The following is a 23,339-nucleotide window of genomic DNA, read 5'->3' on the forward strand; positions in this document are numbered from 1 at the left end:
GTGTGGCACACAGCTCGCATGAACAAAAATGCAGCTGACATCCCCATGACGCCCTTCTTGCCGGCACTTGCGATTGCAGGAACAGTCATCACCTGGTCTTTCTCTTTTGCGGCGATCGGCTATGCATTGCGCGAAGTGGAACCCTTGCCCTTGGCAGCTATCCGCTTCGCGCTAGCGGCGGTCTTCGCGATTGCGTGGATTGCCTGGCGGCGTCCGCGATGCTTCCTCCCCCGGGATTTCGTCGTTCTGGCGATCAGCGGCCTCCTTGGCATTGCCGCGTACAACGTGCTCCTCAATTTAGGGCAGGCAACCGTCTCCGCCGGCGCTGCCGGCTTCATCGTCAACACACAGCCGCTTTTCATGGTGCTGCTCGCGGTGCTCTTCTTGAAAGAGCGTTTCGGTCGCTGGAATTGGGTTGGAACGATAGTTGGCTTTTCCGGAGTGGCCCTGATCGCCTCGGGGCAGCCCGGGGGGCTGTCGTTCGGGACGGGATCGACGTTGATCGTGCTCGCCGCAGCCTGTGCAGCGGCCTATTCCATCCTCCAGCGCCCTCTCTTCGCCAGAGCCGAGCCGCTCGACGTGACGGCGCTCGTCATCGTTGCCGGCGCTCTCGCCCTCACGCCCTGGCTACCGGCCGGCGTCTCCCAATTGATGCGCGCGCGTCCGGACACCTGGCTGATGATCATGTTCCTGGCCGTCGGTCCGGGCATTATCGGTCAAAGCTGCTGGACCTACGCACTCAAGAGTTTCGGTGCCGCGCGGGCAGGTCAATTTCTCTATTTGGTTCCACCGTCCTCTGTTGGACTGGCGTGGCTCCTGCTAGGTGAAATTCCGCAGGCAAACACCATTCTTGGCGGCGCACTGGCTCTTGCCGGAGTCATCATTGTAAACAGTTGGGGACGTCGCTCCTGATACGGTCGTCAGAATTCACCTTCTCCGATGGCCGACAGTTCCTGACGATAAATTATGCAGGTTCTTGTTCGATACATTATGCCATCCTTCTAGCACGGAACGTGAACATCCTCGCGATAAGGCGTGCCCTTGAGGAACCGCTCCAGGTAACCTGCAACGCTTGTGAGTACGCAGGCGCGCAGGTGCGCTTCAAGGTGATCGGGAGGTGCTGCCTCACAAACGTTCCGCCGCCGCGGTCAGGCCGACAGCGTCGCGTATTCCGGACTGATAGGCACCGATCAGCCTCGCTGCGAGTATTGCAGCCTCCTCGGACTTCAGTGGCAATGCTCGCAATTCCAGTTCGCGACGAAAAACGCCCTCGATCATCTCGAGCTCGTCAGGCCCTAGTGGATCAAGGGTGGGTACTCTTTGGGGTCTCATTAGCTCTTCCTCCGGCCTGGCGATCGCCTCGATTGGGAAAGTCTACGCGCCTTGGTCTACATGGCGAGTCAATACTGCGCCCAAGGACAAAGGGTCCGGAACCGTACGGTCACCGCCCGATTGGAGACGACTGGCCTCAGAATGTTGCTGACTTGCACATAGTCGATGGGCAGCCGGCATGCTAGAGTCATGTAATACCGATCCGCAATACTTGGCAGAAAGCTGCCAACAGAGCCGCGGCACCCCCGGCTCCCATTAAGGGAAGGCAATGGCGATTCCACCCGAAGCCGCGGTTGACAACCAGTTGCTGGACCTGCTTCCGGAGCCTGACTATAATCAGATTGCGCCCGACCTCGACTATGTCAAAGTGACTAGAGGCGCTCTTATTGCTACGGCCGGCGCCCCCATAGACCATGTTTATTATCTCACGTCCGGGATTGGCTCCCTGGTCGCCTCGACGCCTGAGGGTAACAAAGCGGAGGCGGGTATCTTCGGGAGTGAAGGTTATATCCCGACTTCTGCTGCTATGGGCGTAGAGCTCAGTGTGCACGACATCATCATGCAGATCGAAGGAAACGCCTACCGGATGGAGTTCAGCGCATTCCGGAAATGGATGGATCGCAACCGGAACTTCGCCAGGGTGATGATCCGATGCATTGAGGCCTTCTCGATTCAGCTTACCTACACTGCGATTTCGAACGCGTTGCACGGAGTGGACGAGAGATTAGCCAGATGGCTTCTGATGTGTCACGATCGTGTATCAGGCGACGAGATTCCTCTGACGCACGAGTTCATTTCGCTGATGCTCGCGGTTCGCCGTCCAAGCGTCACAACGTCGCTCCACGTCCTTGAAGGCAACGGTTTCATTCGCTCGAACAGGGGCAACATTATTATCAGAAACAGGCAAGCCCTCGAAGAGTTCGCGCGGGACGCCTATGGCAAGCCGGAGGCGGAATACCGCCGACTTATGACTGCGCTCTTCTGAACCGCGGAAATACGCCTCCAGCGCGCCCTCCTGCAAATAATTCTGCCGTCGCCAGCCGCAGGGAGTCGAGAAAACGACGCTCCCAACGATTGGAGATGCAAGCCTTTGATCCTTCATGAGCGTGGCGGAGTCTCCGTCTGGGAATGGGCTCCGTTGCTGTCTTTCACGACGCGTTCTTCTGGTACACGGCACGCGACCGCCAGGTTCGTTGCAAGAGGGCCGACGCAATAACGGCCGCGCATATAGGCATACTGCCGGAGGGGCAGAAGACAATGTACCGACAGGATGGTTGAGCGTAGCCGATTATTGTCGGCGAGTTCCTTCGAGAATGAAGAGACCGTGCGACGGGCTGAAGCTTCAACAAGCTCTGTGACGAATATCGCACGATGAACGACCTCCTGGATGATCGCGAGGTAGAGACGGGGCGCCTCAAACACCGTTGAATCTGTATGAATGGAAGAGCTATTTGCGCGCACCGAGGCCCATCAACCGGGACGATCGTTTTCGTTTTCCCCGGTAATCGCTGCCAACGGCAAGCCAGCGGAGGGCGCGGGATACCTCGCCGACCTGCGAACCCTGGTCGCCCTTCAAGCACGGCAGCCATTCATACGGGCACGCGGCAAATGGAAGGCCGCATCAGAGGCCGGACAGTTGTCAGCACCCGACCGCGCGCCGCTATACTGTCTTTCAAAGATTCTTAGATCGTTGGCCCTTGAACCTTCGGGGTGCACGCTTCGGCAGGGATTTTCCTTCGAGCTTGGCCTTGATCAACTCGGCGAGTGTGGCTCGTAGCGATCATCGCACTCTTCGGCTGAGGATGTGCCCTTCTTCATGCCAATGATGTGCCTCGCCAAGTCGGGCATATCGGCCTCAATCTTGATGTCGGGGATCCCTTTGAAGGCCTCCTTGGCGCTGCGGACCTCGTAATCAAAGTTCAGCGTGGTGGCGATCAGCCCTTTATCATGCGGCGCAGCATGACGGCGCGCATCCGGCGGAAGAGGACCGCTTGGGCGACGGCCACCACCTTCAAACGACTACCGCCGCAAAGAAAGCGAAGATTGTCATGATTCAGGCACTGCCGCTCCTCATCGCTGCGAGGACCGTCCGCTCCTGGACAGCGCCGCAGGAGCGCAAGATCCTGCGGCTCGTGTAGCTCATGCCAGCTCCGCCACTAGGCGCCCGACCTCAGCGACGACCGCGTTTCGCTCGTCGGCGGATATGGTGGGAATCTCACAGTAAGTAGCCACAACGATTGCACCCCGGTTCGGTGACCACGCTACTGCGATATCGTTATTGTTGCCGTGCTGGTTTCCATTGCCACCGGTTTTATCCGCGATCATCCATGACTCTGGCATACCAGCGCGCAGCCGTGAGTCCCCCGTCTTGTTCATGACCATCCATCCGGCGAGTTGCGCACGGGAAGACCTGGACAAGACCTCACCGAAGATCAGCTTGCGCAGGGTCTCCATCAGGCTCCAGGTGTGGTGGTGTCACGTAAATCGTCCGGACCGTCGTGCTCATTCAATTCGGGCTCGAAACGATCGAGGCGCGTTAATTCGTCGCCGAAGGAACGGACAAATTCGGTTAGGGCTGGAGGCCCCCGAAGCTCTCAAGCAGAAGGTTTACTGCCGTATTGTCGCTCTGCGTCAAGGTCGCCATGCAGAGTTCCGCGACCGACATTCCCTCACCGCCGACACGCGTTTCTGTGACGGGTGAGAAGTAGACGAGGACTTCCTTCGAAAAGACGATCCTCCTATCCAGCTTTTCAACTCCTTTATCGACGCGCGCGAGGACCATTGCCGACGCAAGTGCCTTGAACGTGCTGCACATCAAGAATCGCTCGTCCGCCCGATGCCCCACCCGCGCTCCGGTCGAAAGATTGAGCGCGGCGACTCCGACGCGGCCACCATGGCGCCTTTCCAGCTCAGCAAGCCTTGCCTCAAGTGCGTGCTGCAATTCTGCCCGGGCGATAGTCGAAACGGTGGCAAGCGCAGGCATGGCGAAGATCGCTCCTGCGAGCGCGCGCCGGCGCGAAATCAAGGTCGTCATTATCGTTTTTTCCTTTCTTGTAGTGGCTCTTCAGGGGTCGCCGTCAAAGGCCGAGACGGCATAAGTGGCTATGTGAGGATCCGAGGCCTCCACAAATCGGCGAGATTTACGGTCTGTCCGGACCACTCAGCTTGCAAGAGATGAAGTGAATCATCCCTCGTCGCAGCGACTACTTGTAAGCTGCCGTAATGGCTCGGGCCGCTGCGGCAATCGTGGCGGCGCGCTCATCTTTGCCAGCACGAGACTCCGCCACGAATGCGGCTACGGCAACGTGAGTGCCGTCCGGGGCAGTCAGAATGCCGACGTCGTTGGTCACGCCATTGATACCGTTGCGGGTCTGGCTCGTGCCTGTTTTGTGCCCGATCGTCCAGCCTGAAGGCACGCCGGCACGCAGGCGGTCGGGGAAAGTTACAGTCCTATTCATGACTTCGAGAAGGTGCGCGGTCGAGGATGCGGAAAGGAGTTGGCCCGTCGCCAGTCTGTGCAGGAAACCAACCATTTCGATGGGCGTGGCGGTGTCGCGCGGATCCTTGAGGTACGCTTCGAATGCGGCTTGACGCCTGGCATCGGCAACCTCTTTGCGAGCCTGCTCGAGGCGTTCCGGGAACACGAACTCCGGTGTCCAGGTCAGCCCGTCCGTTTCGGTTTGAAGCTCCCGCTCCGTTCGATCGATCCTGATTCCCTGCAGCCCTGCTTCGTCGAGAAACGCCTGCACCGCCTTCGTGCCTCCCAGGTGCGAGATCAGGACGTCAGTCGCGGCGCTGTCACTTTCCACCACTGCGCGGCTGACCAAGTCCCCAATACTGGTTTCAAAGGAGCCCCTTTCGGCGACGATATCGGCGATGGGCTGGATGTTGACGCTCAGATCGTCACGCCGAATAGTAAGGCGGTCTCCCAACGCGATGCGACGGTCGTCGACCGCCTGCATCACGGCCGCGGCCACGACGACCTTCATCACGCTCTGCAGTGAGAAACGCTGCTCGCCATTCACGCAGATTGCGGGCGACGCCTCATCCCGCACGCAGATGCCTACTCGCCCAGGATGTGCGTTGGCGAGAACCGTGAGTTCAGAGCGAAGACGGTCCCGATCAGATAAACCGCTCGCGATCAACTGAGTTGGGACGAGGCTTGCAAAAACTGCGAGCGCAGCGGTCAAGCTAACGATTTTTGGCATACTTTCACCAGTTTGGAGGATGTGCTCCAGAGCTATTGCCACATCGGTGAAACTGAGCCAAATGATAGGTTCTCATCTTAATCTGAACAGGATTCAGTTCACGTGGATTGGCGCAGAATCGACCTCAACCTTCTCAAGGTGCTGGCAGTTATGTTGGAAGAACGGAGCGTCGCTCGCTGCGCCGAACGCCTCTTTGTTTCCCCTTCTGCAGTCAGTCATGCGCTCGCCAAGCTAAGACAGATGTTTTCAGACCCTCTGTTCGTCAGAACGGGCGGCGGAATGTTGCCAACCGCGCGTGCACAAAGCCTTGAGCGCTCGCTTTCTCTTTTGAAAGCAGTATTGGACGTCGAGCTGGAGGCCGGTCGAGTGAGCGCGCCGGGCGCGACATTCGAGCCCGGCGAGTCGGTGCGAGACATTCGGATCGTTTCTCCAGGAGCTCTGGAGATCTCGCTCCTGCCAGTATTAGCAGCAATATTGCGGAGCCGCGCGCCGCATTGGTCGCTCACAATCGAACCGTTCGAGCGTCGCAGCTACGAGATCGATCTCGCCACAGGCCGGGTCGACTTTGTGCTTTCTGTCGGAGGCGCCACACCTATCGGAGCACTCGTCGATGCTGCCATCGTGTGGGAGGATGAGCTGGTCGTTCTGGCCGGCCCGCGCTCGGCGCTCCATGCCGGTTCCGATCGCATTTCGACCGAGCTTTACCTGGCGCAGCAACACATCTATCCGCTTCCTTGGCCGACGTCACAGAACTACCTCGATGTGGAACTGGCGCGAGCTGGAAAGCACCGCAAAATTGCCTTCTCCGTGCCGAGTTATGCCGCCCTGGGGCATGTGCTCGAGGCTACGGATCTGATCGCATCGATGCCGGACCGTTCCGCCCGAGCGCTGATCTGTCGCCATCCTGATCTCCGGCTCATTCGCCTTGACCCACCCCGACGATCACAGCTTTCGTTGCTTTGGGGTATCTCCGCCTTGCAAGAGCCGGCAATCTCGTGGGCTCGAAGCATAATTCAAGACGCCGCAGCCAAACATGGCGACGCCGGCGGAGGAACGGCCAACAGGATCGGAAGCGGCCAGGATTAGGGCGCTTCTGTCGAGACCTATCCCGCCCTGCACGTTTCGCACGGCTACTCTGCGGGCCAAGGCCCGAGCAAGGTCGCAGAGCACGCCATAGTGGCCACTGGCCCACGCTGCTTCCATGGCGTGCCTGCTACTGGAACCATCGCGCCTATAGCGACTGTCTTCATCGACGCGTTGGAGGCGTCCAGGTCACCGAGGTATTGATTGAGGAAGGCGCCTGATCGAGGCGAGCGGCTTGTTTAGTTGATTGTAGCGATCCGCTCGCCGGATGCTGACTTAGCGAAGCCGACGATTCGACCAATTGGCCGCCCTATCTTGACTGAGGCCATGCAAGTGACACCTGGCCCTGCCCGGGCCTTGTCACATTGGCCGATTACCAGAGATTTCCGGCACTTAATTGCGATCCCAAACGAGAGGAGACGCCTCATTGGCATGCTCGATCCGGAGCACTCGCGCCGCTGGTCTGCAGCGGCTGCGGGAACGCTATAGGCCGATATCGGCAACGGCCGCGGCGATCGTTCTGCGCAGCCAGACATGTCTCGGGGCATCCTGATGGCGCGCATGCCAGGCGAGGCTTATGACCACGCTGCCCAGGTCGAGCGGCGGCGACGCCATGACGAACCGCCGCATGTCAGCGGCAGTTCGCGCAAGGCTGGACGGCAGCGTCATGACAAGGTCGGAACGCGCGGCGATTTCGACTGCCGCGAAGAAGCTCGGCACCCGTACCTTCACCCGGCGTTTTCTGCCCGAGCGAGCGAGGATTTCATCGACCCATGCTCGGCCGGTCCCGGTGATGCTGACCACGACATGATCCAGTTCAAGAAACCGTTCCAACGTGATCTTCCTGGCCGCAGCAGGATGCTCGGCGCGCATCAGCGTTACGAAGTTGTCCTGGTAGAGCTTGCGTTTTTTGACTCCCGCAGGTGCGTCCTCGACGACGCCGATGAGGGCATCCACAGCGTCGGCCTCAAGCGCCTCGAGCGGCCGCAGCCCTGGCGGCACAACCTGGAGATCGACGGCCGGCGCTTGCACCGCGAGACTGGCGATCAGCCGCGGGGCGAGTACTGCAGCTTCGAGATCCAACATCAGCAGGCGCACGGACCCGGTCGCCTGCATCGGATCGAATGTTCTGCCGTCGAGAAGTTCGCTGACGCCTGCCAAGGTGTTGCGTAGTAGAGGACGCAGATCCTCCGCGCGCGAGGTCAGCAGGTATCCACCCGGTCCGTCCACCAGAAGTGCATCGGAGAAGAGTGCCCGTAAGCGCGCAAGCGCCCGGCTGACAGCGGGTTGGCTCATGCCAAGCCGCATCGCAGCTCGGGTAACGCTCCGTTCGTCCAGCAGTGCATTAAGGACAACTAAGAGGTTGAGGTCGGCATGCCTTAAATCCACTTCGCGCATCGCTTCTATACACTCCATGCATTCGACGCATGGCAATGTGAACGCTAGTATCCAGGTCGTCAACCAAGGAGAACCGACATGTACGTAGTGCTTGGAGCAAACGGGCGAGCCGGCAGCGAGACCGCTCACGCCCTGATCGAATTGCGCAAACCCGTCCGAGTCGTGCTGCGGCGGCCGGAGCAGGCCGAAAAATGGACGAAGCTCGGAGCGAGTGTAGCGATCAGCAGCATCGAGGATGTGCCAAGCCTCGCCGCAGCATTGAGCGGAGCCTCGGGCGCCTTCCTGCTTTCTCCCCCGCCCGTGAGCGGCGATCCCTACAAGCGCGCGGACGAGATCGGCAGCGCACTTGCAGAAGCGGTGCGACAGTCTGGGCTGTCAAAGGTCGTCGCCTTGTCCTCCGTCGGTGCCCAGCACCAAACGGGTACAGGTGTCATCGCAACGCTCAATAGCCTCGAGAAGCATCTCGCGGAGGTAGCGCCGTCGACTACCTTCTTGCGGCCGGGTTATTTCGTCGAGACTTGGGGCGAGATAGCACCGGCAGTGATCGCCGACGGCGTGCTTCCGAGCTTTCTCGAACCCTCTCAGAAGATCCCGATGGTGAGCACAATCGACGTAGGGCGCACCGCCGCCTGTCTGCTCAGTGACGAATTCAGCGGCAAGCGGATCGTTGAGCTGCGGGGCCCGCAAGACTGGAGCGCGAACGATGTTGCGGCCGCATTCGGCAGGGTACTCGATCGCAATGTGGTGACCGCATTCGTTCCGCCAGGGGCTCGTGCTGCGGTTCTCGCCCAGGAAGGAGTCCCCGCGGAAGTCGCCGATGCGCTGCTCGGCATGTATGATGGCATCGCCAACGGCAGGGTCGAGCACGAAGAAGGTGCCCAACAGCGCCGCGGCTCCGTCGCGTTGGCCCGCGCGGTCGAAAGGATTGTGCGGGAAGTGGGAGAGGATGCTAGCGGCCTGGCTACCTGAGCCTGCGCGGCTCCTCTAGTGCGTTGGCCAGAACACGAGGTCGACTTACCGGCGGCGCAACCGCGGGCGACAAGCCGGCCGACTACTACCGGAGCTGGAACTATCGGGGAGCTTCGCGGGAGTAAGATAGGCTCATCATCGCCGAACAACCGGCGACGTTCAAAACTATGCCCTCAAAGCCACAAGCAACTCAGGCCCTGAGGTTCGGTGGCGAGACTCACCTGCCGGCCGCGCCTTGAACGCCGGGGGAAGTTATATAGTCCTGGTCAGACGCCGCAGAATGCAGCTTTGCTCTAACACTTAGTCAGGCCATGCGCTTGGGAAGCGTTATCGCCCAAAAGAGGAGTGCCGCCGCCGCAATGCCGGCACCAAGCATGCTTACTCCCGTCCACGCCCAACGGGCATAGACCAGGGTTGAGATAGAGGAGCCGAGAGCAGATCCGGTCGAGTAGAATACCATATAGGCGGCGGTGAGGCGACTTTGGGCTTCAGGTCTCACCCGATAGATCAGGCCTTGGCTCGCCACGTGAACGGCCTGGAGCCCGAAATCGAGCAGCAGCACCCCCGCAACGAGGAAAAGGATCGAATAAGGAAGCAGCCCGATCAAAATCCATGAGCAGAGCATCAGCGTGAGCGCCACGCCGGTAACGCGCTGGCCGAAGCCTTCGTCGGTCCAACGTCCCGCCCTCGAAGCCCCCAGCGCGCCGCCGCGCCCGCTAATCCGAACAGACCGATCGCAGCATGCGACAACGAATAAGGCGGGGCGCTCAAGGGAAGGACGAGCGGCGTCAAAAGCGTCGTGACATCGGCGAAGATCAGAAACGCGAGGATCGCCCGGACACGCAGGACCGGCTCCTGCAGAAACAACGTGAACAGGGATCCGATTAGCTTCGGATAAGAGACCGCCGGACCGCTCTTCGGCTGCGCTGGCACGACACGAGCGAGAATTGCGGTGATAGCGAGCGTGAACGCAGCCGACAGCAGATAGACCGCGCGCCAGCCGGCAATGTCGACGACGGCGCCGGCCACCGTCCGCGCCAGCAGGATGCCGAGCACGATTCCGCTTGTCACCGTACCGACGACTGCGCCGCGCTCCTCGGGTCGTGCGAGGCTTGCCGCATAGGCGACGAATGCCTGCGTAGCCACGGCGAAAAAGCCCATCGCAATCAACGCCGGGAAGAGCACCTCTTCTGTCGGAGCAAAGCCGACGCAGAGCAATGCCAGAACCGATAGGAGAGACTGGATGATGACGAGCTTGCGCCGGTCGACCAGATCCCCCACGGGTACAAGCAGGACGAGACCCAGTCCGTAGCCGAGCTGGGTGGCGCCGACCACGAACCCGATAGTCGCCCGCGGCAGCGAGAGATCGTCGGCGATCACATCGAGAAGCGGGTGCGCGAAATACGCGTTTGCGACAGCGAGGCCGCTCGCTGCCGCGAAGAGCAGAGTTAACGACCGAGATAACCCCGGCTTCGAACGCTTTCCCGACGTGGTATCGCATGCCGGTGCGATAGCCGTGGATTCGATCTCACATATCGACATGAGGCCCTTCGACAGTTGCAACATTAAACTATTTGACGGATATCGCGGAAAGTTTAATATTGCAACTGATTTTGGAAACTGAACGAGCATGCATGGTCCGACGCAAGAGTCACATCTCAGACTATTGTCCGAGCGCCCGATCGCTCGACGTGATCGGCGATTGGTGGTCATTGCTGATCGTCCGCGATGCCTTTGACGGCGTGACGCGCTTCGGCGAGTTCCAGAAGAGCTTGGGGATCGCAAGGAACATCCTCACCGCCCGTCTTCGCACCCTTGTCGACCGCGGAATCCTGGAGGCGGTGCCCATATCCGAAGGTGGGGCGCGCCAGGAATATCGTCTCACGCAAATGGGGCGTGATCTCTTCCCCGTAATGGTCGCGTTGCGACAGTTCGGCGAGCGCCATCTTTTCGCGCCCAACGAGAAGCGCTCGAAGCTCGTCGAACGATCGACCGGACGACCCATACGCCTCGATGTGCTGACAGAAGACGGGCGCCCGGTGAATTCTGAGGAGACGGTTATCCTCAAGATCTCGGAGGACCTAGGGTAAGCAGGGCTCCTAGCGTCAGCCCACCCTGAGCCAGGGGGATCAGGGGTGTACTGATGCGGGGCTGTCAACGCATTAATCCCGCCGAGCGCAGTGCCCTTTCGATTACCGCCTGAATGTCTGCCCGCCGATCCCACTGTGATCGGTGCGCAGCCTGATGTGGCGGCGCGGGCTTTACGGAACCAACTTTTTCCGGCTGGCGGCGGGACAACGGCGTAAGGCCCCATGAGCGGGCAATGTGCAGGGTAGAGGAAATTCCCACGTCCAGCATATGTGGTGCTGTGTGTCCGTAGCCAGATGCGACCTTGAGTGGTGTCCCATGGCCCATACCTTCGATGAGGTAGAGCTCGATCGCGTCCCTACCGGATCGGTCTCGCCAGGCCAGCCTTTTGTGCCCGTCGACCGTTTCGACCGACGAAGGGTTCGATGGGACACCATGGACGCCGCTCCATTGAGCGATGATTGCTTTGGCGTTCGCCTCCGCAACGGTCCGGTCGTTTGTGCCGTGCCACACCGATATGGTCGGCCATGGACCGGCATGGGGCGAGGCGCCGGACAGCCGGCTTCGCAGGCTTTCCACATCGGGAATGCCGTGTCCCCGCATGCGATCGAAGGCTTCTGGTACTGTCGACGCAGCGGCAAAAGGGAGGCCAGCGATGATCGCGCCGCCGGTGAAGATCTCCGGATAGGCGCAAAGCGCCGCGTTGGCCATCGCGCCTCCCGCCGATAGCCCGGTGATGTAAACCCGACGACGGTCGATGCCATATTCGACAATTATGGTCTCCACCATCTGCCGTATCGAGTGGACCTCTCCCTGGCCGCGCCTAATATCGCTTGGGGTGAACCAGTTGAAGCACACATTTGGGTTGTTGGCGGGAACCTGCTCCGGATAAAGGACCGCGAACCCGAAATCTTCAGCGATTTTCGACCACCCGGATGCGTGATCATAACCGGCAGCATTCTGCGTACATCCATGGAGAACAACGACCAAGGCCGGTGACTCTTTCAGGCCGACAGGAACATGGTACCAACCTTGCAAAGCTCCGGGATTTGAACCGAACCGTTGCAACCGAGACAGCCTCGACCTTGCGGTAGCGGCGTGGCCACTCTTGTCCTTACGAAATCTGGACAGTCGCTCCAGTGTAAAGGGATCGCATGTCGCCTCCTCGCTGTCGCCGCCAGGCGATCATGGGTGCTACGCGGCAGATTGCCTCTTGTTGCTGCACTGCACAATATTCTAGTTCCGCTGCCTTGTCCTACAAAAATCACGTGCCTTGCCCATTTCCGTCGAAACCCGGGGAAATGGACGCTGGTTCCGCTAAGGCGGTTTGTCAGTCGAATTTACCTCGACTCCCGGCTCTCAATGCTTGGCAAGGATAAGATGATCGTTGCTGCTGATGCGGCGGAGAGGGTACCCTCTTGATCCGGCACTTTGGAGGAAGCAATGCAACCGGAGCAAGTCCGCCTCACCGGCGCAACGGAAACCCTGCTCATTACGCTCCAAGCCAAGGCAGCCGAAAGCGCCATGCCGGATTCGCTGCTTCGCGACCGCTTTGCTGCTGATGCATTGCACCGTCTTGATCCGGATGGTCGGCACCTTGAGATTGGTCACGACATGACGATCGGCATCGCGCTGCGGGCCTATATGCTTGATCGCTGGACCGAGGCATTCCTCCAGCGCTGCACGGAGGCCACTGTTCTGCATCTCGGCTGCGGTCTCGACAGTCGCATCTTCCGGATCGATCCCGGGCCGAGAGTTCGCTGGTTCGAACTGGATGTCCCTGATGTCATTTCCTGGCGGAAACGGATCTATCCCGGCCGTGCGGGCTGCACAACGATTGCCTGCTCGATTGTCGAGCGTGGCTGGATTGAGAGACTTCCCGCCGACAGACCGACGATGATCGTCGCCGAGGGTGTTCTCCCGTATCTGGAAGATCATGAGGTTTCGCAGGTTCTGCGCCGGATCGCCGGGCACTTTCCCGAGGGCGAGATAGCTTTCGATGCCTATAGCAGTACTGCGATACGGCTACTGCGCTTCAATCCGGCGATCCGAGCCACCGGTGCCAGTCTCCAATGGGCGGTCGACGACCCGGCAGAGCTGGAGCGGCAGGTACCGGGGCTACAGCTCATTGAGGATCGTTCGGATTGGGACATCGGCCAGGTGGCGCGGATGTCACCCGCCGCCCAGGTGGCGCTGCAGCTCTTCAGCACCATACCTTATCCTATGGGGCGCCTCATTCGGTATGGTTTCTGAGCGCATCGCAGCGGCGGGATGATCACACGATCCGAAAGAAGAAATGAGCCAAATCCTGCCGCGATAACTGTTTTCCCCTGCCTCAGCGCCAGAAGCGCTTCGCGTCAACAAAGGTATCATCCGCTTCCGCGGTAGCGTTTAGAAGCGTGCCTTTATCGGCAGCACTGACAAGGTCCCCCGCTGCCGGAACGCCCGAAAGAGCGAGCTTCGACAGCATATCGGGAGCGGTCGCAAGATCGTTCAGGCTACCGAGTTGATCCTGAAGTCCCTCCATCGCCGTGATAAATCGCTGGTGGCGTTTGGTTTCCGCCTTGCCCATACAGAGAGGGCTGAAAAACTCCGCCGCATAGCGCAGTTTCTTTGCCGTTATCCGCAGCTGATGGCGGGCCTCGTCGTCGAGATCGACAAGATTGCCGCCCCTCGTCACCCTCTTCCAAAGCTTGTCCAGGACAGTAGAGGCGAAACTCTTTGCTGGGCTGGCGAGCAACGCCGCGCCCTTTTTGTCGCTCCGCCAATCTTTCATTGAAATCCATTCGGCGAAGTCGATGATCAACGATCTCGCGCGCCGAAGCGAACGCGGCTTACGGTCGTTCGAACTCCGGAACTGTGGGAGTCAAAAGGGCCGAGGAAACGGTGCCGCGCGCCGTGCAGAGCGAAGACGCCGCTAGACTTTCACGGATGTCCTGCGCCCTGGCCCGGAAAGCGCCAGACAGGTGCCTAACCCGTCACTGGCAAGGAAATCGATGAGCGTCCGCGTGGCCGCCGAGAGGCGGCGGTGTGGGGCGAAGATGAGCGAGAAAGGCCGGGAACGGCCGCGCGCGTGCTCCAGCACATCGACAAGACGCCCCCGTTCGATACGGCCCCGCACAATAAAATCGTAGGTCTGACAGATGCCGAGGCCGTTTTCCGCCAACGAAACCACACCCAGCACGTCGTCAAACACCCGGATGCGACCAGATGGCGTCCAGTCAACGTCACGTCCCTCGACACGAAACAGCCATGGGGCGCACCGGCCTGTGCTCGGCATCACGAACGGCAGGCACTGATGTGTCGCCAAGTCTTCGACACTCCGCGGAACGCCGGCCCGTTCGAGATAATGCGGAGAGGCAACCAGCCGCAAAGGAGCATCCTCCAGTTTGCGCGCCACCAGCCCGCTGTCGGGAAACGGGCCGAGGCGGATCGCCAGATCGTAACCCTCCGCCACCAGATCGACATTGCGGTTGGTGATGCTCAGTTCAACCTGGACTTCTCGGTGGATCTGCGTGAAGCGGTCCAGCATCGCCGGGAGTCGATAGTGACCGTAGGTCGTTGGCACGCTTATGCGCACATGACCCGTCAACGACGCTCCTGTTGGGCCTTGAATCGCCCGCTCCGCATCATCGATCATCGAAAAAGCGGCTCGGGCCTGCTCCAGATAGGCGCGGCCTTCATCCGTCAGGCTTAACCGTCGCGTGGTTCGACGCATCAGTTGCGCGCCAAGGCGGGCTTCAAGACGGGTAATCGCCCTGCTGAGGACCGACGGCGTCGTCGACAGTGTGACTGCGCCTTCAGTCATCGAGCCTTTTTCGGCAACGGTGATAAATGCCTCCACATCGCCAAGATGATCAAACCGCCGTCCCATTTTGACCCCTAGCGAATAAGTTAGTTTCTTTGGGACAGCTTTATCCTCGATTTTGGCATCAATAAAGTGCTTTAGCCCTTCCCCCTGTCGGGTGGAGACCAAATTCCGCGTCAGCTCCCAGACGCCACCTTTGATAGCAAGACCGAAAGGCACGCATCATGACCCAACAACGTACATTTCTCGTGGAAAGCCGCACTCCACGATATTTCCAAGCGGTATGGGATCGACGGGATTGTCAACAATGTCGGCCACGTGCGGCCAGCAAGCCCTTGGCGATGTCGACCTCGACGCGCCCGATGCGATCCTTCGCCTGAACTTACATCCTGGCATTCGGGCCGTGCAGGCAGCGTTGCCCCGAATGCGAGCGAATGGACGGAGCCGTGTCGTTAATATCTGCAGCCTCACCGTCGGCATCGCCGAGCGAACTGCTTATGCGGCCGCAAAGGGGCTTGGTCAGCTTCACCAGGACGTGGGCGCTCGAACTCGCGCAAACAGGCATTACGGTCAATGTGGCGCCCGTCCCGACCGAACCGAACTGCGAAAGGGAATACCAGTATTTGACGGGTGTTCCCATGCATCGGCTCGGTAGGCCGGACGAAATTGCAGCCGCGATCCAGTTCCTCTTGTCAGAGGACGCCGGTTTCATCACCGGCCAGACACTGTTTGTTTATTGTGGCGCATCGATCGGGAAGGCACTGCTCTGAGGCATTTCGCGTCGGGTGAACCAGACAGAAGGGCAGCGGAACCGTCCCTGTGGCACGGCAGCGTATTATTGGCCACCATTCTGTCCTTCTGCGAACAAATGAATTCCTCGAAAGCCCATTTATCCACTTTCGCAGCTTTAATACGTTCAAGGCAATCGATGCGATCCAACTCATCCCGATTTCAGGAGCAGATCATGACAAGCGCAACTCAGGATCTCAAACCGGTTCTCTTCGTCCTCACCAGCCATAGCGTCAAAGGCGAAACTGGCGAATCCACAGGCTTCTACCTCGGCGAAGTCACCCATCCCCTCGCCGTCCTCGATGCCGCCGGCATCCCGGTCGAGTTCGCCTCGATCGCCGGTGGTGAACCGCCGGTCGACGGCCTCGACCTCAATGACGCTGTCAATGCGCGCTACTGGAACAGCGAAGGCTTCCGCCACGCCATCCGCAACACGTCGCGTCTTTCCGATGTCGATCCAAAAGACTACTCCGCCATTTTCTTCGCCGGTGGCCATGGCGCTATGTGGGATTTCCCGACAAGCCCGGCCGTCAACAGCGTCGCCCGCGACATTTATGAGGCTGGTGGTGTCGTCGCCGCCGTTTGCCACGGCCCCGCGGCACTGGTCAACATCACCCTGAGCAGTGGCGCCCACCTGGTTGCCGGCAAGAATGTCGCCGCTTTTACCGACGACGAGGAACGGGCCGTCAAGCTGGACAAGACGGTTCCCTTCCTGCTTGCCAGCACGCTTTCCGCCCGCGGTGCACATCATCATCCGGCCGCCGATTGGGCGGCCAAGATTGTCGTCGATGGAAGGCTGGTCACCGGCCAGAACCCGCAGTCAGCAACGGGCGTCGGCGAAGCTCTACGCGACCTGCTGACCGCATAACCCCGCATCACTCATAACGGATCATCAGCCATCCCTGCCCGTGCGGTTTGGGAATGGCCTTCGCCTGGAGAAAAAACATGAAACCCATCCGCACTTTTGCTCTCGCCGTTGTCCTTGGAACAAGTGCCTTTACCGCACAGGCCGCCAACGTGCTGGTCGTTCTTTCCGATTCCGATCACCTCGACCTCAAGGACGGCAAGGTTTTCGAGACCGGCTTCTACCTCAACGAGTTGATGCAGCCGGTAAAGGCGCTCACCGAGGCCGGTCACGACATCACCTTTGCGACCCCGAAGGGTACGGCGCCGACATTGGACAAATCCTCCGTGGACAACATGTATTTCGGCGGTAACGAGGCCGCGATGCAGGAAAGCATTGCCATGCTCGACAAGCTCAAGCTGACATCCGACAGCAGCTCGCCGGTCGTCAGCCTCGCCCGCGTCGAGCAGATCGGTTACGACCATTTCGATGCGGTCTATGTGCCGGGCGGCCATGCCCCGATGCAGGATCTTTTGGTCAGCCCGGAACTCGGCAAGCTACTCGCCGACTTCCATGCGAAGGGTAAGACAACCGCCCTTGCCTGCCACGGCCCGATCGCGCTCCTGTCGACCCTGCCCGATGCGTCGGCCTTCACCACAAAGCTTGAGACGAGCGGTTCAGCGAAGGCCGAGGGCTGGATCTATGCAGGCTACAAGATGACCGTCATCAGCAATCAGGAAGAGGAAATCGCCAAGGGTTTGCTGAACGGTGGCAAGATGAAGTTCTATCCGCAGACGGCATTGGAAGCGGCCGGCGGAGACTTCGTCAGCAATGAGGCGCCGTGGGCCTCAAACGTCGTGACCGACCGCGAACTGATCACCGGCCAGAACCCTGCCTCCGCCCCGGCCGTTGCCACAGAACTGCTGAAACGCCTGAAATAAACCGGCCCGACCAGTGGCCAACGCCGCTCCCGGAACGGTGACGATGCTTCACCATCATTCACACCGCCATGTAGCGGCTTGGGCGCTGCCCATATCGCAAGCGGGGAACCAGCCTGACAGGACAGAAAAGTGACCAATAGTATTAAAGTAGTGGCGCGCGTCATGATCACACCCGGCAACGAAGACGAATTCGAGACATATGCGGCGGAACTGTCGGTCGCCACAGGGACCGAGGCGGGGTGCCTCTCCTATCATCTCCATCGACACCTCAACCAAAAGGGCGTCTACGTCTTCGTCGAGGAATGGGCCTCCCGCCAGGTATGGGAACAGCACATGTCCGGCGAAGCCATCCGCGCCTTCAACAGGCAACTGCCCGCCGGAACGATCGCCCACATCGAGATCCACCCCCTCGAACAGATCGCCTGAGGCGACAGAAGGCATGACCATGACTAAGGTAAAAATCGGAATCGTCGGCACGGGTTTTATTGCGACGATCCTTGCCCCGCAAATCCAGTCATCCAAGAAGGCGAGGCTAGACGCCGTTTCGAGCCGCACACTTGCGAAGGCCGAAAGCTTTGTCGCCGACTATCCGGGCGCCATCGCCGTCGAGGGTGCCGATCAGTTGATCGCACGCGATGATGTCGACGCGGTTTATATCGCGACCCCAACGTCAGCGAAGGAAGACGTCGCAAGCCGTGCGCTCACTGCCGGCAAGCATGTCCTCATCGAAAAGCCGCTGCATTCGGCGGCATCTTTTAAACGCCTGTCGGCTCTCGCCCGTCAAAAGGGCCTCGTGCTGATGGACGCCACCCACTTCGTTCATCATCCGCGCACATCCGCGATGCGCCAGCGTCTGGCCGCACTGATCGGCGCCCCGCGTTCGCTGCACACTATGTTCTATTTCCCCTTCTCCAACCGGGAGAACATCCGCTTTGACCCGAGCGACGAGCCGATGGGCGCGGCGGGCGACATGGCCTGGTATTCGATGCGGGCCGTCGTCGAATACCTCGCACCGGACGCGCTCGAAGATATCAAGGTCTTTGCCGAGTGGGACCCGCACTCAGGCGCGGTCATCCGCGCAACCGGCGTCTTGCAATTCAACGCCGGCAAGACCGCGACCTTCGATGTCGGTTATACAGCCGGTGCGGCGGTGATGGAGCTCACCGTCGCCGGCACATCCGGCATCCTGACGCAGGACGATTTCGTCCTCGACTGGCAGAGCGGCTTCGGCTTCGATAATCCCGACATTCAAACGGGTTTCATCCATCGTTCCGGCCTGGCCACGCGGAATGACTTCGCTTTCATCGAGACGCCGAGCGAAAGATCACAACACGCCCTCATGATCGACAACTTCGCCGATCTGATCCGCAACGGCGACGCCGCCGAGCGGGAGATCTGGTTGTCTGCGACAGAAAAGACGCAAGTCTTCCTCGATGCGATTTGGCAGCAAATTCAGACGCAGACTCGAGCATCCCCGGCAATGACCCCCCAAGTAAATATGAGAGAAAATCCATGAACAGCCTGTTCGAACCATACGAGCTGGCGGGGCGCACCCTGCGCAACCGGTTCGTCATGGCTCCCATGACCGCCGCCCGCGCCGATGTCGGCGAAGCGGAACCTCGCCCCGAGGACTAGGCGCTGACGGCCTGACCAATAGGAATGGCAATGTCCGAGAGCCGTCGCCATTCCTTTCTCACACTACAGTCTGTATTCGGGCGCCACAACGTCAAGTCTGCGCTTGAGGCTTTCCAGATGCAGCCGCGCACTCTCCGGATCGCCCTCCCGCATCTGTCTGGCGGTCGCCGCAGCAATTTCGGTATCGACCGGCAGAAGCGGCCGCCCCGTGCTCATCGCCTTCAACTGCACTTCCGCTGCCCGCTCGAGATAATAAAGATCATCCCACGCCTCCGCGATATTCGGCGCGCAAACCATGACACCGTGGTTTTTCATAAAGAGAATATCCTTGTCGCCAAGAACGCTCGCCAGACGATCTCCCTCGCGGTCGTCGAGCGCAAGGCCGTTGTAGTCCTCGTCAACCACGGTGCGCCCGTAAAATTTAAGCGCGGTCTGCCCGGCCCATTCAAGCGGCTCTCCTTCGATCACGCTGAGCGCCGTCGCGTTCGGCATATGGGTATGAAACGCCGCACCGATACGCGGCGCCGCCTTATGCAGACGCGCATGAATGAAGAAGGCCGTCGCCTCCGGTTCGCCATCGCCGGAAAGCACATTGCCGTCGAAACCGCAGATCAGCAGGCTGGACGCCGTCGCCTCCTCGAAAGCCCAGCCAAGCCGGTTGACAAGGAAGACATCCGCATGCCCAGGCACGAGCGCCGAAAAATGATTGCAGATCCCCTCCTCAAGGCCATATCGCGCCGCCGCCCGCAAACAGGCAGCCAGATCCACACGCGCCTGCCAGATCTCTTCCCCGCCGAGATCGACGTTTCGCAGGATCGCCGGTGCAGCCAGTCCGCGTTTAAGTTCATGCGCCATGAATATATCTCCGTAAGAACAATCGCTATTCCATCCAGCCCGCGGCGGACAGCAAGCCGCAAACTTCGTCAAGCCGGGCAACCGTTTCATTCGGCACGTAATCGGCAAGCGGCTTCCGCCCGGTTCCGCGGTCGACCCAGATCGTTCGGAAGCCAAGCTCCCTTGCTGCGGCGAGATCGAGATGCGGACTGGCGCAAATGTGGACCAGTTGCTCCTTTTCGATACCCAACTCTCTCCAGGCATGCTGGAATATCTGCCTTGCCGGCTTGTAAGCTCCGGCCTGCTCCGCCGTGATGACCCGATCGACCGAACCGCCAAGTTGAGCGACGTTTCCGGCGATGATCGCGTCGTCCGTGTTGGAGATAATGGCGAGCTTGAACCCTGCCGCCTTCAGCCTGGTAAGCGTGGCGACCACCTCCGGAAAGGGCGGCATGCGGCTAATTGACGACGTCAGGATGTCTGCATCGTCAGGTGATACATCGAGGGAGAATTCGCCCATCGCAAGCGCAAGGGCTGTCGCGCTCACATTCTTGAACGACCGGTGCGGACGCTCCCGTTCCAACCGATGCTCGTACCGGTCGTATACGGAAATAAAGTCATCGCGTTCGATGGAACGGTTCTTTCCCGCAAGAATCCTCTCCATCGCCGCCAGCAAGCCTTCGTCCCACTGAATGAGAGTGCCGTAGCAATCAAAAGTCAGCCATTCCGGCCGCCGTCCAGAACGGATCATGTCGCTCTCCTGTTTAACTGGCAGCAGGATTGACATAAAGCGCCGTTATTTGGAAATTGGATGTTGACATATTCTCCATTGGAAAACCGAATGACTTTCGGATTTGATCTCGATCTTTTGCGCGCCTTCACCGCTGTCGTGGAGACAGGTGGGTTTACGCGCGCAGCGGAACGGGTTCATCGCACGCAATCGACGATCAGCCAGCAGATCAAGAAGCTCGAAACCAACCTTGGCCATGTTCTCCTTATCCGGGACCGCGCAACGGGGAGCGTTCGCACCACCGAGGAGGGCGAACTTCTGATGAGCTATGCCCGCCGGATATTGTCGGTTTCGGCCGAAGCAAACGAAGCGCTCGGTCGATCGATGCCCTCGCCGAAGACTGTTCGCCTTGGGGTTCCCGAAGACTTCGCTGGGCGACGGATGATTGATCTGCTTTCTGGATTTGCACGGGCTTCTCCGCGCACGAGGCTCGATACGATCAGCGGCTGGAGTTTCGAGCTTCGTCGGCTCTTGCAGGCAGGAGAAATCGACCTCGCCCTTGTAAAGCGTGAGCCGGGGGACGGCGCCTGCATCGCCAAATGGGAAGAACGCCTGGTCTGGATCGGTGACCCGTTGCTCGCCGTCGGCAACGATCCGGTTCCCCTTGCGGTTTTCCCCTCAGGCTGCATCTATCGGGAGCGAGTGATCCGGGCGGTGGAACGCAGCGGCAAAGCTTGGCGTATCGCCTATTCCAGTCAGGGTCTCATGGGCGTCCAGGCCGCTGTCGCCTCCGGCCTTGGCATCAGCCTACTGCCCAACGATGCGGTGCTGCCCGAACATCGGCTGCTGCATGAGACTGATGGCTTTCTGCCGGAACCCGCATCGGAACTCGCGCTCATCACCATCGCGAAAAAGCTGGACCCCGTCCTGCAGGACCTTGTGGATTATCTGCTGGCTAGCCTGAAAGCGATGAAGTTCACGTAGAGGGCTTGGTTCTTAGTCCTTTATCCCGCCGTCCATCAACTCGCCGTCCCGCTAAGCGCTCGCTTGTTTATCAAGGTCGGGCGCAGCCGGAATATCGGAAATCGTGGCATGGGCGACCAGCGGCACGATGACGAGGCTGAAGGCGATGGTGATGACCGACTGGCTACCGATTGCGGTGACTGGCGTGAGCAGCCCGTCGCCGAGCATGGGCAGAGTAAGCGCCAGTGGTAGAGCCAGGATCATGCGCAGAGGGGGCGATGGCGGACGGAGTGGACGACCAGATTGGGTAGCAGTATGGCTGCGAGCGGATGCGGCCGAAGCCCGCCCGGCCGATCATCCGCCCGTCGGCCAGTGCCTTCCTGCTGAACGGGGTGCCCAGCAGCACCGAGAGCAGGGCGATCCAGATCGGCGTCATGGCAAAGTCAGCGCCGATCCGGTCGAACGTCAGCACCGCCTCGCCACGCCAGAGGGGGCGGTTTAGGCCGCATTGCAGGGCGTGTTGAAGGCCGCGACGCCCGGTGTCTGTGCGATCACATAGGTCCTCCAGTTCACCTTGTATCTCCGTCTTTCAAGGTTAGGCATGGCGAAGGCGGGCATGGCTCTGCGATCGGGCAAGGCAGCCCATATCGGTCAACGCCGCGGCGATGGCCTGGTCGAGGGGCGTATGCGGTTCGACGCCCAGCAGGTCAACGAGACGTTGATTGTCGAGGCGCATGGGGTGTTTCCACGCCGGTTCGATCTCCAGCGTTTCCTTCGGAAACCCGCCAAAGGGCGCGGCAAGACGCATCATCCACCACGGGAAGGCGCGTTCCGGAACATCCTGGGCCACGGCCCGGCGGACCGCATCGCGCATCTGCGTACCGGTTGGATCCCAATGGCCGGCGAACTGCACCGTTTCATAGGCGCGCAATCGTTCGGGAATCGCCATAAGGCCGGCGAAGGCCGCAGCAAGATCAGGCAGATAGGCATAGGCATGGGGGTACACCCGAAGCCATGCTGGTAAACTTGCGCACCGGCCGTCCCGGTTGCACCATCGCTTGCGCGAACCAGCTGGCCCGTGTTCCCGGCCCGAAGAAGTCGCCCGCCCGTAAAATGAGGGAGGAAACCTCCGGGGACGCCTCCGCCAATTTCCGCTCAAGCGCGACGCGGATCCTGCCCTTCGTGGTGCGTGCATTCTGCGGGGTGTTTTCGTCGATCACAGGCGTGTGCACCGGATCGTAATTATAGACCGTGCCCGGCAGCACGATACGGGCGCCGCCTGCCGCACGAGCGGCCGCCAGCGTATTGTCGATCATCGGCAGCACGAGCGACGACCAGTTTCGATAACCCGGTGGGTTGACCGCATGGACGATGGCCGCGACGCCATCTCCCAGCGTGGCCGCGCGAACGACGGACGCCCCGTCCATGGCGTCACCCGTGACGAACTGCGGAGCCGGGCAATCATGTCGCCAGCCGGACCTGGCCGCATCGGCGTTCCGGCACAGGGCACGGACCTGCCATCCCTCGCGCATGAGCCTGGCAGCGATGGCACCGCCAACGCCGCCCGTAGCGCCAAGAACGAGGGCGGTCCGGTTGGCCGCCCGGTTGCCTACATGTGTGGAAACAGTCTGAACCATGAGTAATCTCCTTTCGATGAGGAGAGCTTTTGTCAGATCGGATCACAAGAAAATTGCCAATAAGCCTCCATCTGACTATA

The 23,339-nt window shown here is 60.2% G+C and carries 21 protein-coding genes and 5 pseudogenes; 13 read left to right on the forward strand and 13 right to left on the reverse strand.

Going from position 1 to position 23,339, the window contains the following annotated elements; translation table 11 throughout:
* Positions 1 to 18 precede the first annotated feature (18 nt).
* Entirely contained in the window at positions 19 to 912 is an 894-nt protein-coding gene (locus M1D43_RS29475) for a DMT family transporter (protein ID WP_041169756.1), read from the forward strand.
* 213 nt (positions 913 to 1,125) lie between these two features.
* On the opposite strand, the gene M1D43_RS29480 is transcribed toward M1D43_RS29475, so the two are convergent.
* Positions 1,126 to 1,332 (reverse strand): hypothetical protein, encoded by a 207-nt coding sequence (locus M1D43_RS29480; protein ID WP_013845721.1) that lies wholly within the window; start codon positions 1,330 to 1,332, stop codon positions 1,126 to 1,128.
* A gap of 268 nt (positions 1,333 to 1,600) precedes the next feature.
* Between M1D43_RS29480 and M1D43_RS29485 the strand changes: the two genes are divergently transcribed.
* Positions 1,601 to 2,317: a Crp/Fnr family transcriptional regulator gene (locus tag M1D43_RS29485; protein WP_010968022.1), complete on the forward strand. Its 717-nt coding sequence runs from the start codon at positions 1,601 to 1,603 to the stop codon at positions 2,315 to 2,317.
* Positions 2,318 to 2,982: 665 nt separating this feature from the next.
* On the opposite strand, the pseudogene M1D43_RS29490 reads toward M1D43_RS29485, so the two are convergent.
* The 3 genes and pseudogenes from M1D43_RS29490 to bla (M1D43_RS29500) all read right to left on the reverse strand — a co-directional run.
* A pseudogene (locus M1D43_RS29490) lies at positions 2,983 to 3,359 on the reverse strand (Ku family protein); the annotation flags it as partial.
* A gap of 112 nt (positions 3,360 to 3,471) precedes the next feature.
* Positions 3,472 to 4,366: pseudogene (gene bla / locus M1D43_RS29495) on the reverse strand (class A beta-lactamase).
* 169 nt (positions 4,367 to 4,535) lie between these two features.
* Positions 4,536 to 5,540: a class A beta-lactamase gene (bla, locus tag M1D43_RS29500; protein WP_127638270.1), complete on the reverse strand. Its 1,005-nt coding sequence runs from the start codon at positions 5,538 to 5,540 to the stop codon at positions 4,536 to 4,538.
* Between the two features lie 102 nt (positions 5,541 to 5,642).
* On the opposite strand from bla (M1D43_RS29500), the gene M1D43_RS29505 reads away from it, so the two are divergent.
* The gene (locus tag M1D43_RS29505; RefSeq protein WP_014990280.1) at positions 5,643 to 6,626 is read left to right on the forward strand and encodes a LysR family transcriptional regulator; all 984 of its coding nucleotides are present in this window, start codon (positions 5,643 to 5,645) and stop codon (positions 6,624 to 6,626) included.
* A gap of 480 nt (positions 6,627 to 7,106) precedes the next feature.
* On the opposite strand, the gene M1D43_RS29510 is transcribed toward M1D43_RS29505, so the two are convergent.
* Positions 7,107 to 8,021 carry a LysR family transcriptional regulator gene (locus tag M1D43_RS29510; RefSeq protein WP_498814591.1) on the reverse strand — a complete coding sequence of 305 codons (915 nt, stop codon included), beginning with the start codon at positions 8,019 to 8,021 and terminating at the stop codon, positions 7,107 to 7,109.
* Positions 8,022 to 8,099: 78 nt separating this feature from the next.
* On the opposite strand from M1D43_RS29510, the gene M1D43_RS29515 reads away from it, so the two are divergent.
* Entirely contained in the window at positions 8,100 to 8,990 is an 891-nt protein-coding gene (locus tag M1D43_RS29515; protein WP_015241985.1) for an NmrA family NAD(P)-binding protein, read from the forward strand.
* Positions 8,991 to 9,294: 304 nt separating this feature from the next.
* Here the strand turns inward: M1D43_RS29515 and M1D43_RS29520 are convergent.
* Positions 9,295 to 10,532 (reverse strand): annotated as a pseudogene (locus M1D43_RS29520) (MFS transporter).
* A 92-nt stretch (positions 10,533 to 10,624) separates the two neighbouring features.
* Here M1D43_RS29520 and M1D43_RS29525 point away from each other — a divergent pair.
* On the forward strand, positions 10,625 to 11,080 hold the full coding sequence (locus M1D43_RS29525) for a winged helix-turn-helix transcriptional regulator (RefSeq protein WP_010968030.1): 456 nt from the start codon (positions 10,625 to 10,627) through the stop codon (positions 11,078 to 11,080).
* 64 nt (positions 11,081 to 11,144) lie between these two features.
* Here the strand turns inward: M1D43_RS29525 and M1D43_RS29530 are convergent, their stop codons facing one another.
* Positions 11,145 to 12,218, reverse strand: coding sequence for an extracellular catalytic domain type 1 short-chain-length polyhydroxyalkanoate depolymerase (locus tag M1D43_RS29530; RefSeq protein WP_498814810.1), 1,074 nt, complete (start codon positions 12,216 to 12,218; stop codon positions 11,145 to 11,147).
* Between the two features lie 303 nt (positions 12,219 to 12,521).
* Here M1D43_RS29530 and M1D43_RS29535 point away from each other — a divergent pair, with 303 nt between their 5' ends.
* Positions 12,522 to 13,331 (forward strand): class I SAM-dependent methyltransferase, encoded by an 810-nt coding sequence (locus M1D43_RS29535; RefSeq protein ID WP_498814593.1) that lies wholly within the window; start codon positions 12,522 to 12,524, stop codon positions 13,329 to 13,331.
* Between the two features lie 82 nt (positions 13,332 to 13,413).
* On the opposite strand, the gene M1D43_RS29540 is transcribed toward M1D43_RS29535, so the two are convergent.
* Both M1D43_RS29540 and M1D43_RS29545 read right to left on the reverse strand, forming a co-directional pair.
* Positions 13,414 to 13,884, reverse strand: a complete 471-nt coding sequence (locus tag M1D43_RS29540; protein WP_127672499.1) for a CHAD domain-containing protein — start codon at positions 13,882 to 13,884, stop codon at positions 13,414 to 13,416.
* A 111-nt stretch (positions 13,885 to 13,995) separates the two neighbouring features.
* Positions 13,996 to 14,952, reverse strand: coding sequence for a LysR family transcriptional regulator (locus M1D43_RS29545; protein ID WP_498814811.1), 957 nt, complete (start codon positions 14,950 to 14,952; stop codon positions 13,996 to 13,998).
* Between the two features lie 195 nt (positions 14,953 to 15,147).
* Between M1D43_RS29545 and M1D43_RS29550 the strand changes: the two are divergent.
* From M1D43_RS29550 to M1D43_RS29575, 6 genes and pseudogenes are all read left to right on the forward strand, one after another.
* Positions 15,148 to 15,656: pseudogene (locus tag M1D43_RS29550) on the forward strand (SDR family oxidoreductase); the annotation flags it as partial.
* A gap of 194 nt (positions 15,657 to 15,850) precedes the next feature.
* A complete protein-coding gene (locus M1D43_RS29555) occupies positions 15,851 to 16,543 on the forward strand; it encodes a type 1 glutamine amidotransferase domain-containing protein (RefSeq protein ID WP_014990288.1) in 693 nt (230 codons plus the stop codon).
* A gap of 77 nt (positions 16,544 to 16,620) precedes the next feature.
* A complete protein-coding gene (locus M1D43_RS29560) occupies positions 16,621 to 17,460 on the forward strand; it encodes a type 1 glutamine amidotransferase domain-containing protein (RefSeq protein ID WP_498814594.1) in 840 nt (279 codons plus the stop codon).
* A gap of 162 nt (positions 17,461 to 17,622) precedes the next feature.
* Positions 17,623 to 17,886 carry a putative quinol monooxygenase gene (locus tag M1D43_RS29565; RefSeq protein ID WP_498814813.1) on the forward strand — a complete coding sequence of 88 codons (264 nt, stop codon included), beginning with the start codon at positions 17,623 to 17,625 and terminating at the stop codon, positions 17,884 to 17,886.
* A 13-nt stretch (positions 17,887 to 17,899) separates the two neighbouring features.
* A complete protein-coding gene (locus M1D43_RS29570) occupies positions 17,900 to 18,976 on the forward strand; it encodes a Gfo/Idh/MocA family oxidoreductase (RefSeq protein ID WP_153320761.1) in 1,077 nt (358 codons plus the stop codon).
* Positions 18,973 to 19,095: a hypothetical protein gene (locus M1D43_RS29575; protein ID WP_272950236.1), complete on the forward strand. Its 123-nt coding sequence runs from the start codon at positions 18,973 to 18,975 to the stop codon at positions 19,093 to 19,095. Before M1D43_RS29570 ends, M1D43_RS29575 begins: the two co-directional genes overlap by 4 nt.
* Positions 19,096 to 19,158: 63 nt before the next feature.
* On the opposite strand, the gene M1D43_RS29580 is transcribed toward M1D43_RS29575, so the two are convergent.
* Positions 19,159 to 19,950 (reverse strand): aldolase, encoded by a 792-nt coding sequence (locus tag M1D43_RS29580; RefSeq protein WP_153320762.1) that lies wholly within the window; start codon positions 19,948 to 19,950, stop codon positions 19,159 to 19,161.
* A 25-nt stretch (positions 19,951 to 19,975) separates the two neighbouring features.
* The gene (locus M1D43_RS29585; protein WP_153320763.1) at positions 19,976 to 20,680 is read right to left on the reverse strand and encodes a haloacid dehalogenase type II; all 705 of its coding nucleotides are present in this window, start codon (positions 20,678 to 20,680) and stop codon (positions 19,976 to 19,978) included.
* A 90-nt stretch (positions 20,681 to 20,770) separates the two neighbouring features.
* Between M1D43_RS29585 and M1D43_RS29590 the strand changes: the two genes are divergently transcribed.
* On the forward strand, positions 20,771 to 21,643 hold the full coding sequence (locus tag M1D43_RS29590) for a LysR family transcriptional regulator (protein ID WP_153320764.1): 873 nt from the start codon (positions 20,771 to 20,773) through the stop codon (positions 21,641 to 21,643).
* Positions 21,644 to 21,694: 51 nt separating this feature from the next.
* Here M1D43_RS29590 and M1D43_RS29595 read toward each other — a convergent pair whose 3' ends face one another.
* The gene (locus tag M1D43_RS29595; RefSeq protein WP_017264742.1) at positions 21,695 to 21,850 is read right to left on the reverse strand and encodes a hypothetical protein; all 156 of its coding nucleotides are present in this window, start codon (positions 21,848 to 21,850) and stop codon (positions 21,695 to 21,697) included.
* Between the two features lie 367 nt (positions 21,851 to 22,217).
* Positions 22,218 to 23,259, reverse strand: a pseudogene (locus M1D43_RS29600) (NAD-dependent epimerase/dehydratase family protein).
* Between the last annotated feature and the right edge of the window lie 80 nt (positions 23,260 to 23,339).

Source organism: Ensifer sp. R1-3 (genome assembly GCF_056739175.1).

Coding starts and splice junctions, on each gene's coding strand:
- M1D43_RS29475 (WP_041169756.1), top strand. CDS start 19: ATGAACAAAAATGCAGCTGACATCCCCATGACGCCCTTCTTGCCGGCA.
- M1D43_RS29480 (WP_013845721.1), bottom strand. CDS start 1,332: ATGAGACCCCAAAGAGTACCCACCCTTGATCCACTAGGGCCTGACGAG.
- M1D43_RS29485 (WP_010968022.1), top strand. CDS start 1,601: ATGGCGATTCCACCCGAAGCCGCGGTTGACAACCAGTTGCTGGACCTG.
- bla (WP_127638270.1), bottom strand. CDS start 5,540: ATGCCAAAAATCGTTAGCTTGACCGCTGCGCTCGCAGTTTTTGCAAGC.
- M1D43_RS29510 (WP_498814591.1), bottom strand. CDS start 8,021: ATGCGCGAAGTGGATTTAAGGCATGCCGACCTCAACCTCTTAGTTGTC.
- M1D43_RS29515 (WP_015241985.1), top strand. CDS start 8,100: ATGTACGTAGTGCTTGGAGCAAACGGGCGAGCCGGCAGCGAGACCGCT.
- M1D43_RS29525 (WP_010968030.1), top strand. CDS start 10,625: ATGGTCCGACGCAAGAGTCACATCTCAGACTATTGTCCGAGCGCCCGA.
- M1D43_RS29535 (WP_498814593.1), top strand. CDS start 12,522: ATGCAACCGGAGCAAGTCCGCCTCACCGGCGCAACGGAAACCCTGCTC.
- M1D43_RS29545 (WP_498814811.1), bottom strand. CDS start 14,952: ATGGGACGGCGGTTTGATCATCTTGGCGATGTGGAGGCATTTATCACC.
- M1D43_RS29555 (WP_014990288.1), top strand. CDS start 15,851: ATGACAAGCGCAACTCAGGATCTCAAACCGGTTCTCTTCGTCCTCACC.
- M1D43_RS29560 (WP_498814594.1), top strand. CDS start 16,621: ATGAAACCCATCCGCACTTTTGCTCTCGCCGTTGTCCTTGGAACAAGT.
- M1D43_RS29565 (WP_498814813.1), top strand. CDS start 17,623: ATGATCACACCCGGCAACGAAGACGAATTCGAGACATATGCGGCGGAA.
- M1D43_RS29570 (WP_153320761.1), top strand. CDS start 17,900: ATGACCATGACTAAGGTAAAAATCGGAATCGTCGGCACGGGTTTTATT.
- M1D43_RS29575 (WP_272950236.1), top strand. CDS start 18,973: ATGAACAGCCTGTTCGAACCATACGAGCTGGCGGGGCGCACCCTGCGC.
- M1D43_RS29580 (WP_153320762.1), bottom strand. CDS start 19,950: ATGGCGCATGAACTTAAACGCGGACTGGCTGCACCGGCGATCCTGCGA.
- M1D43_RS29585 (WP_153320763.1), bottom strand. CDS start 20,680: ATGATCCGTTCTGGACGGCGGCCGGAATGGCTGACTTTTGATTGCTAC.
- M1D43_RS29590 (WP_153320764.1), top strand. CDS start 20,771: ATGACTTTCGGATTTGATCTCGATCTTTTGCGCGCCTTCACCGCTGTC.
- M1D43_RS29595 (WP_017264742.1), bottom strand. CDS start 21,850: ATGCTCGGCGACGGGCTGCTCACGCCAGTCACCGCAATCGGTAGCCAG.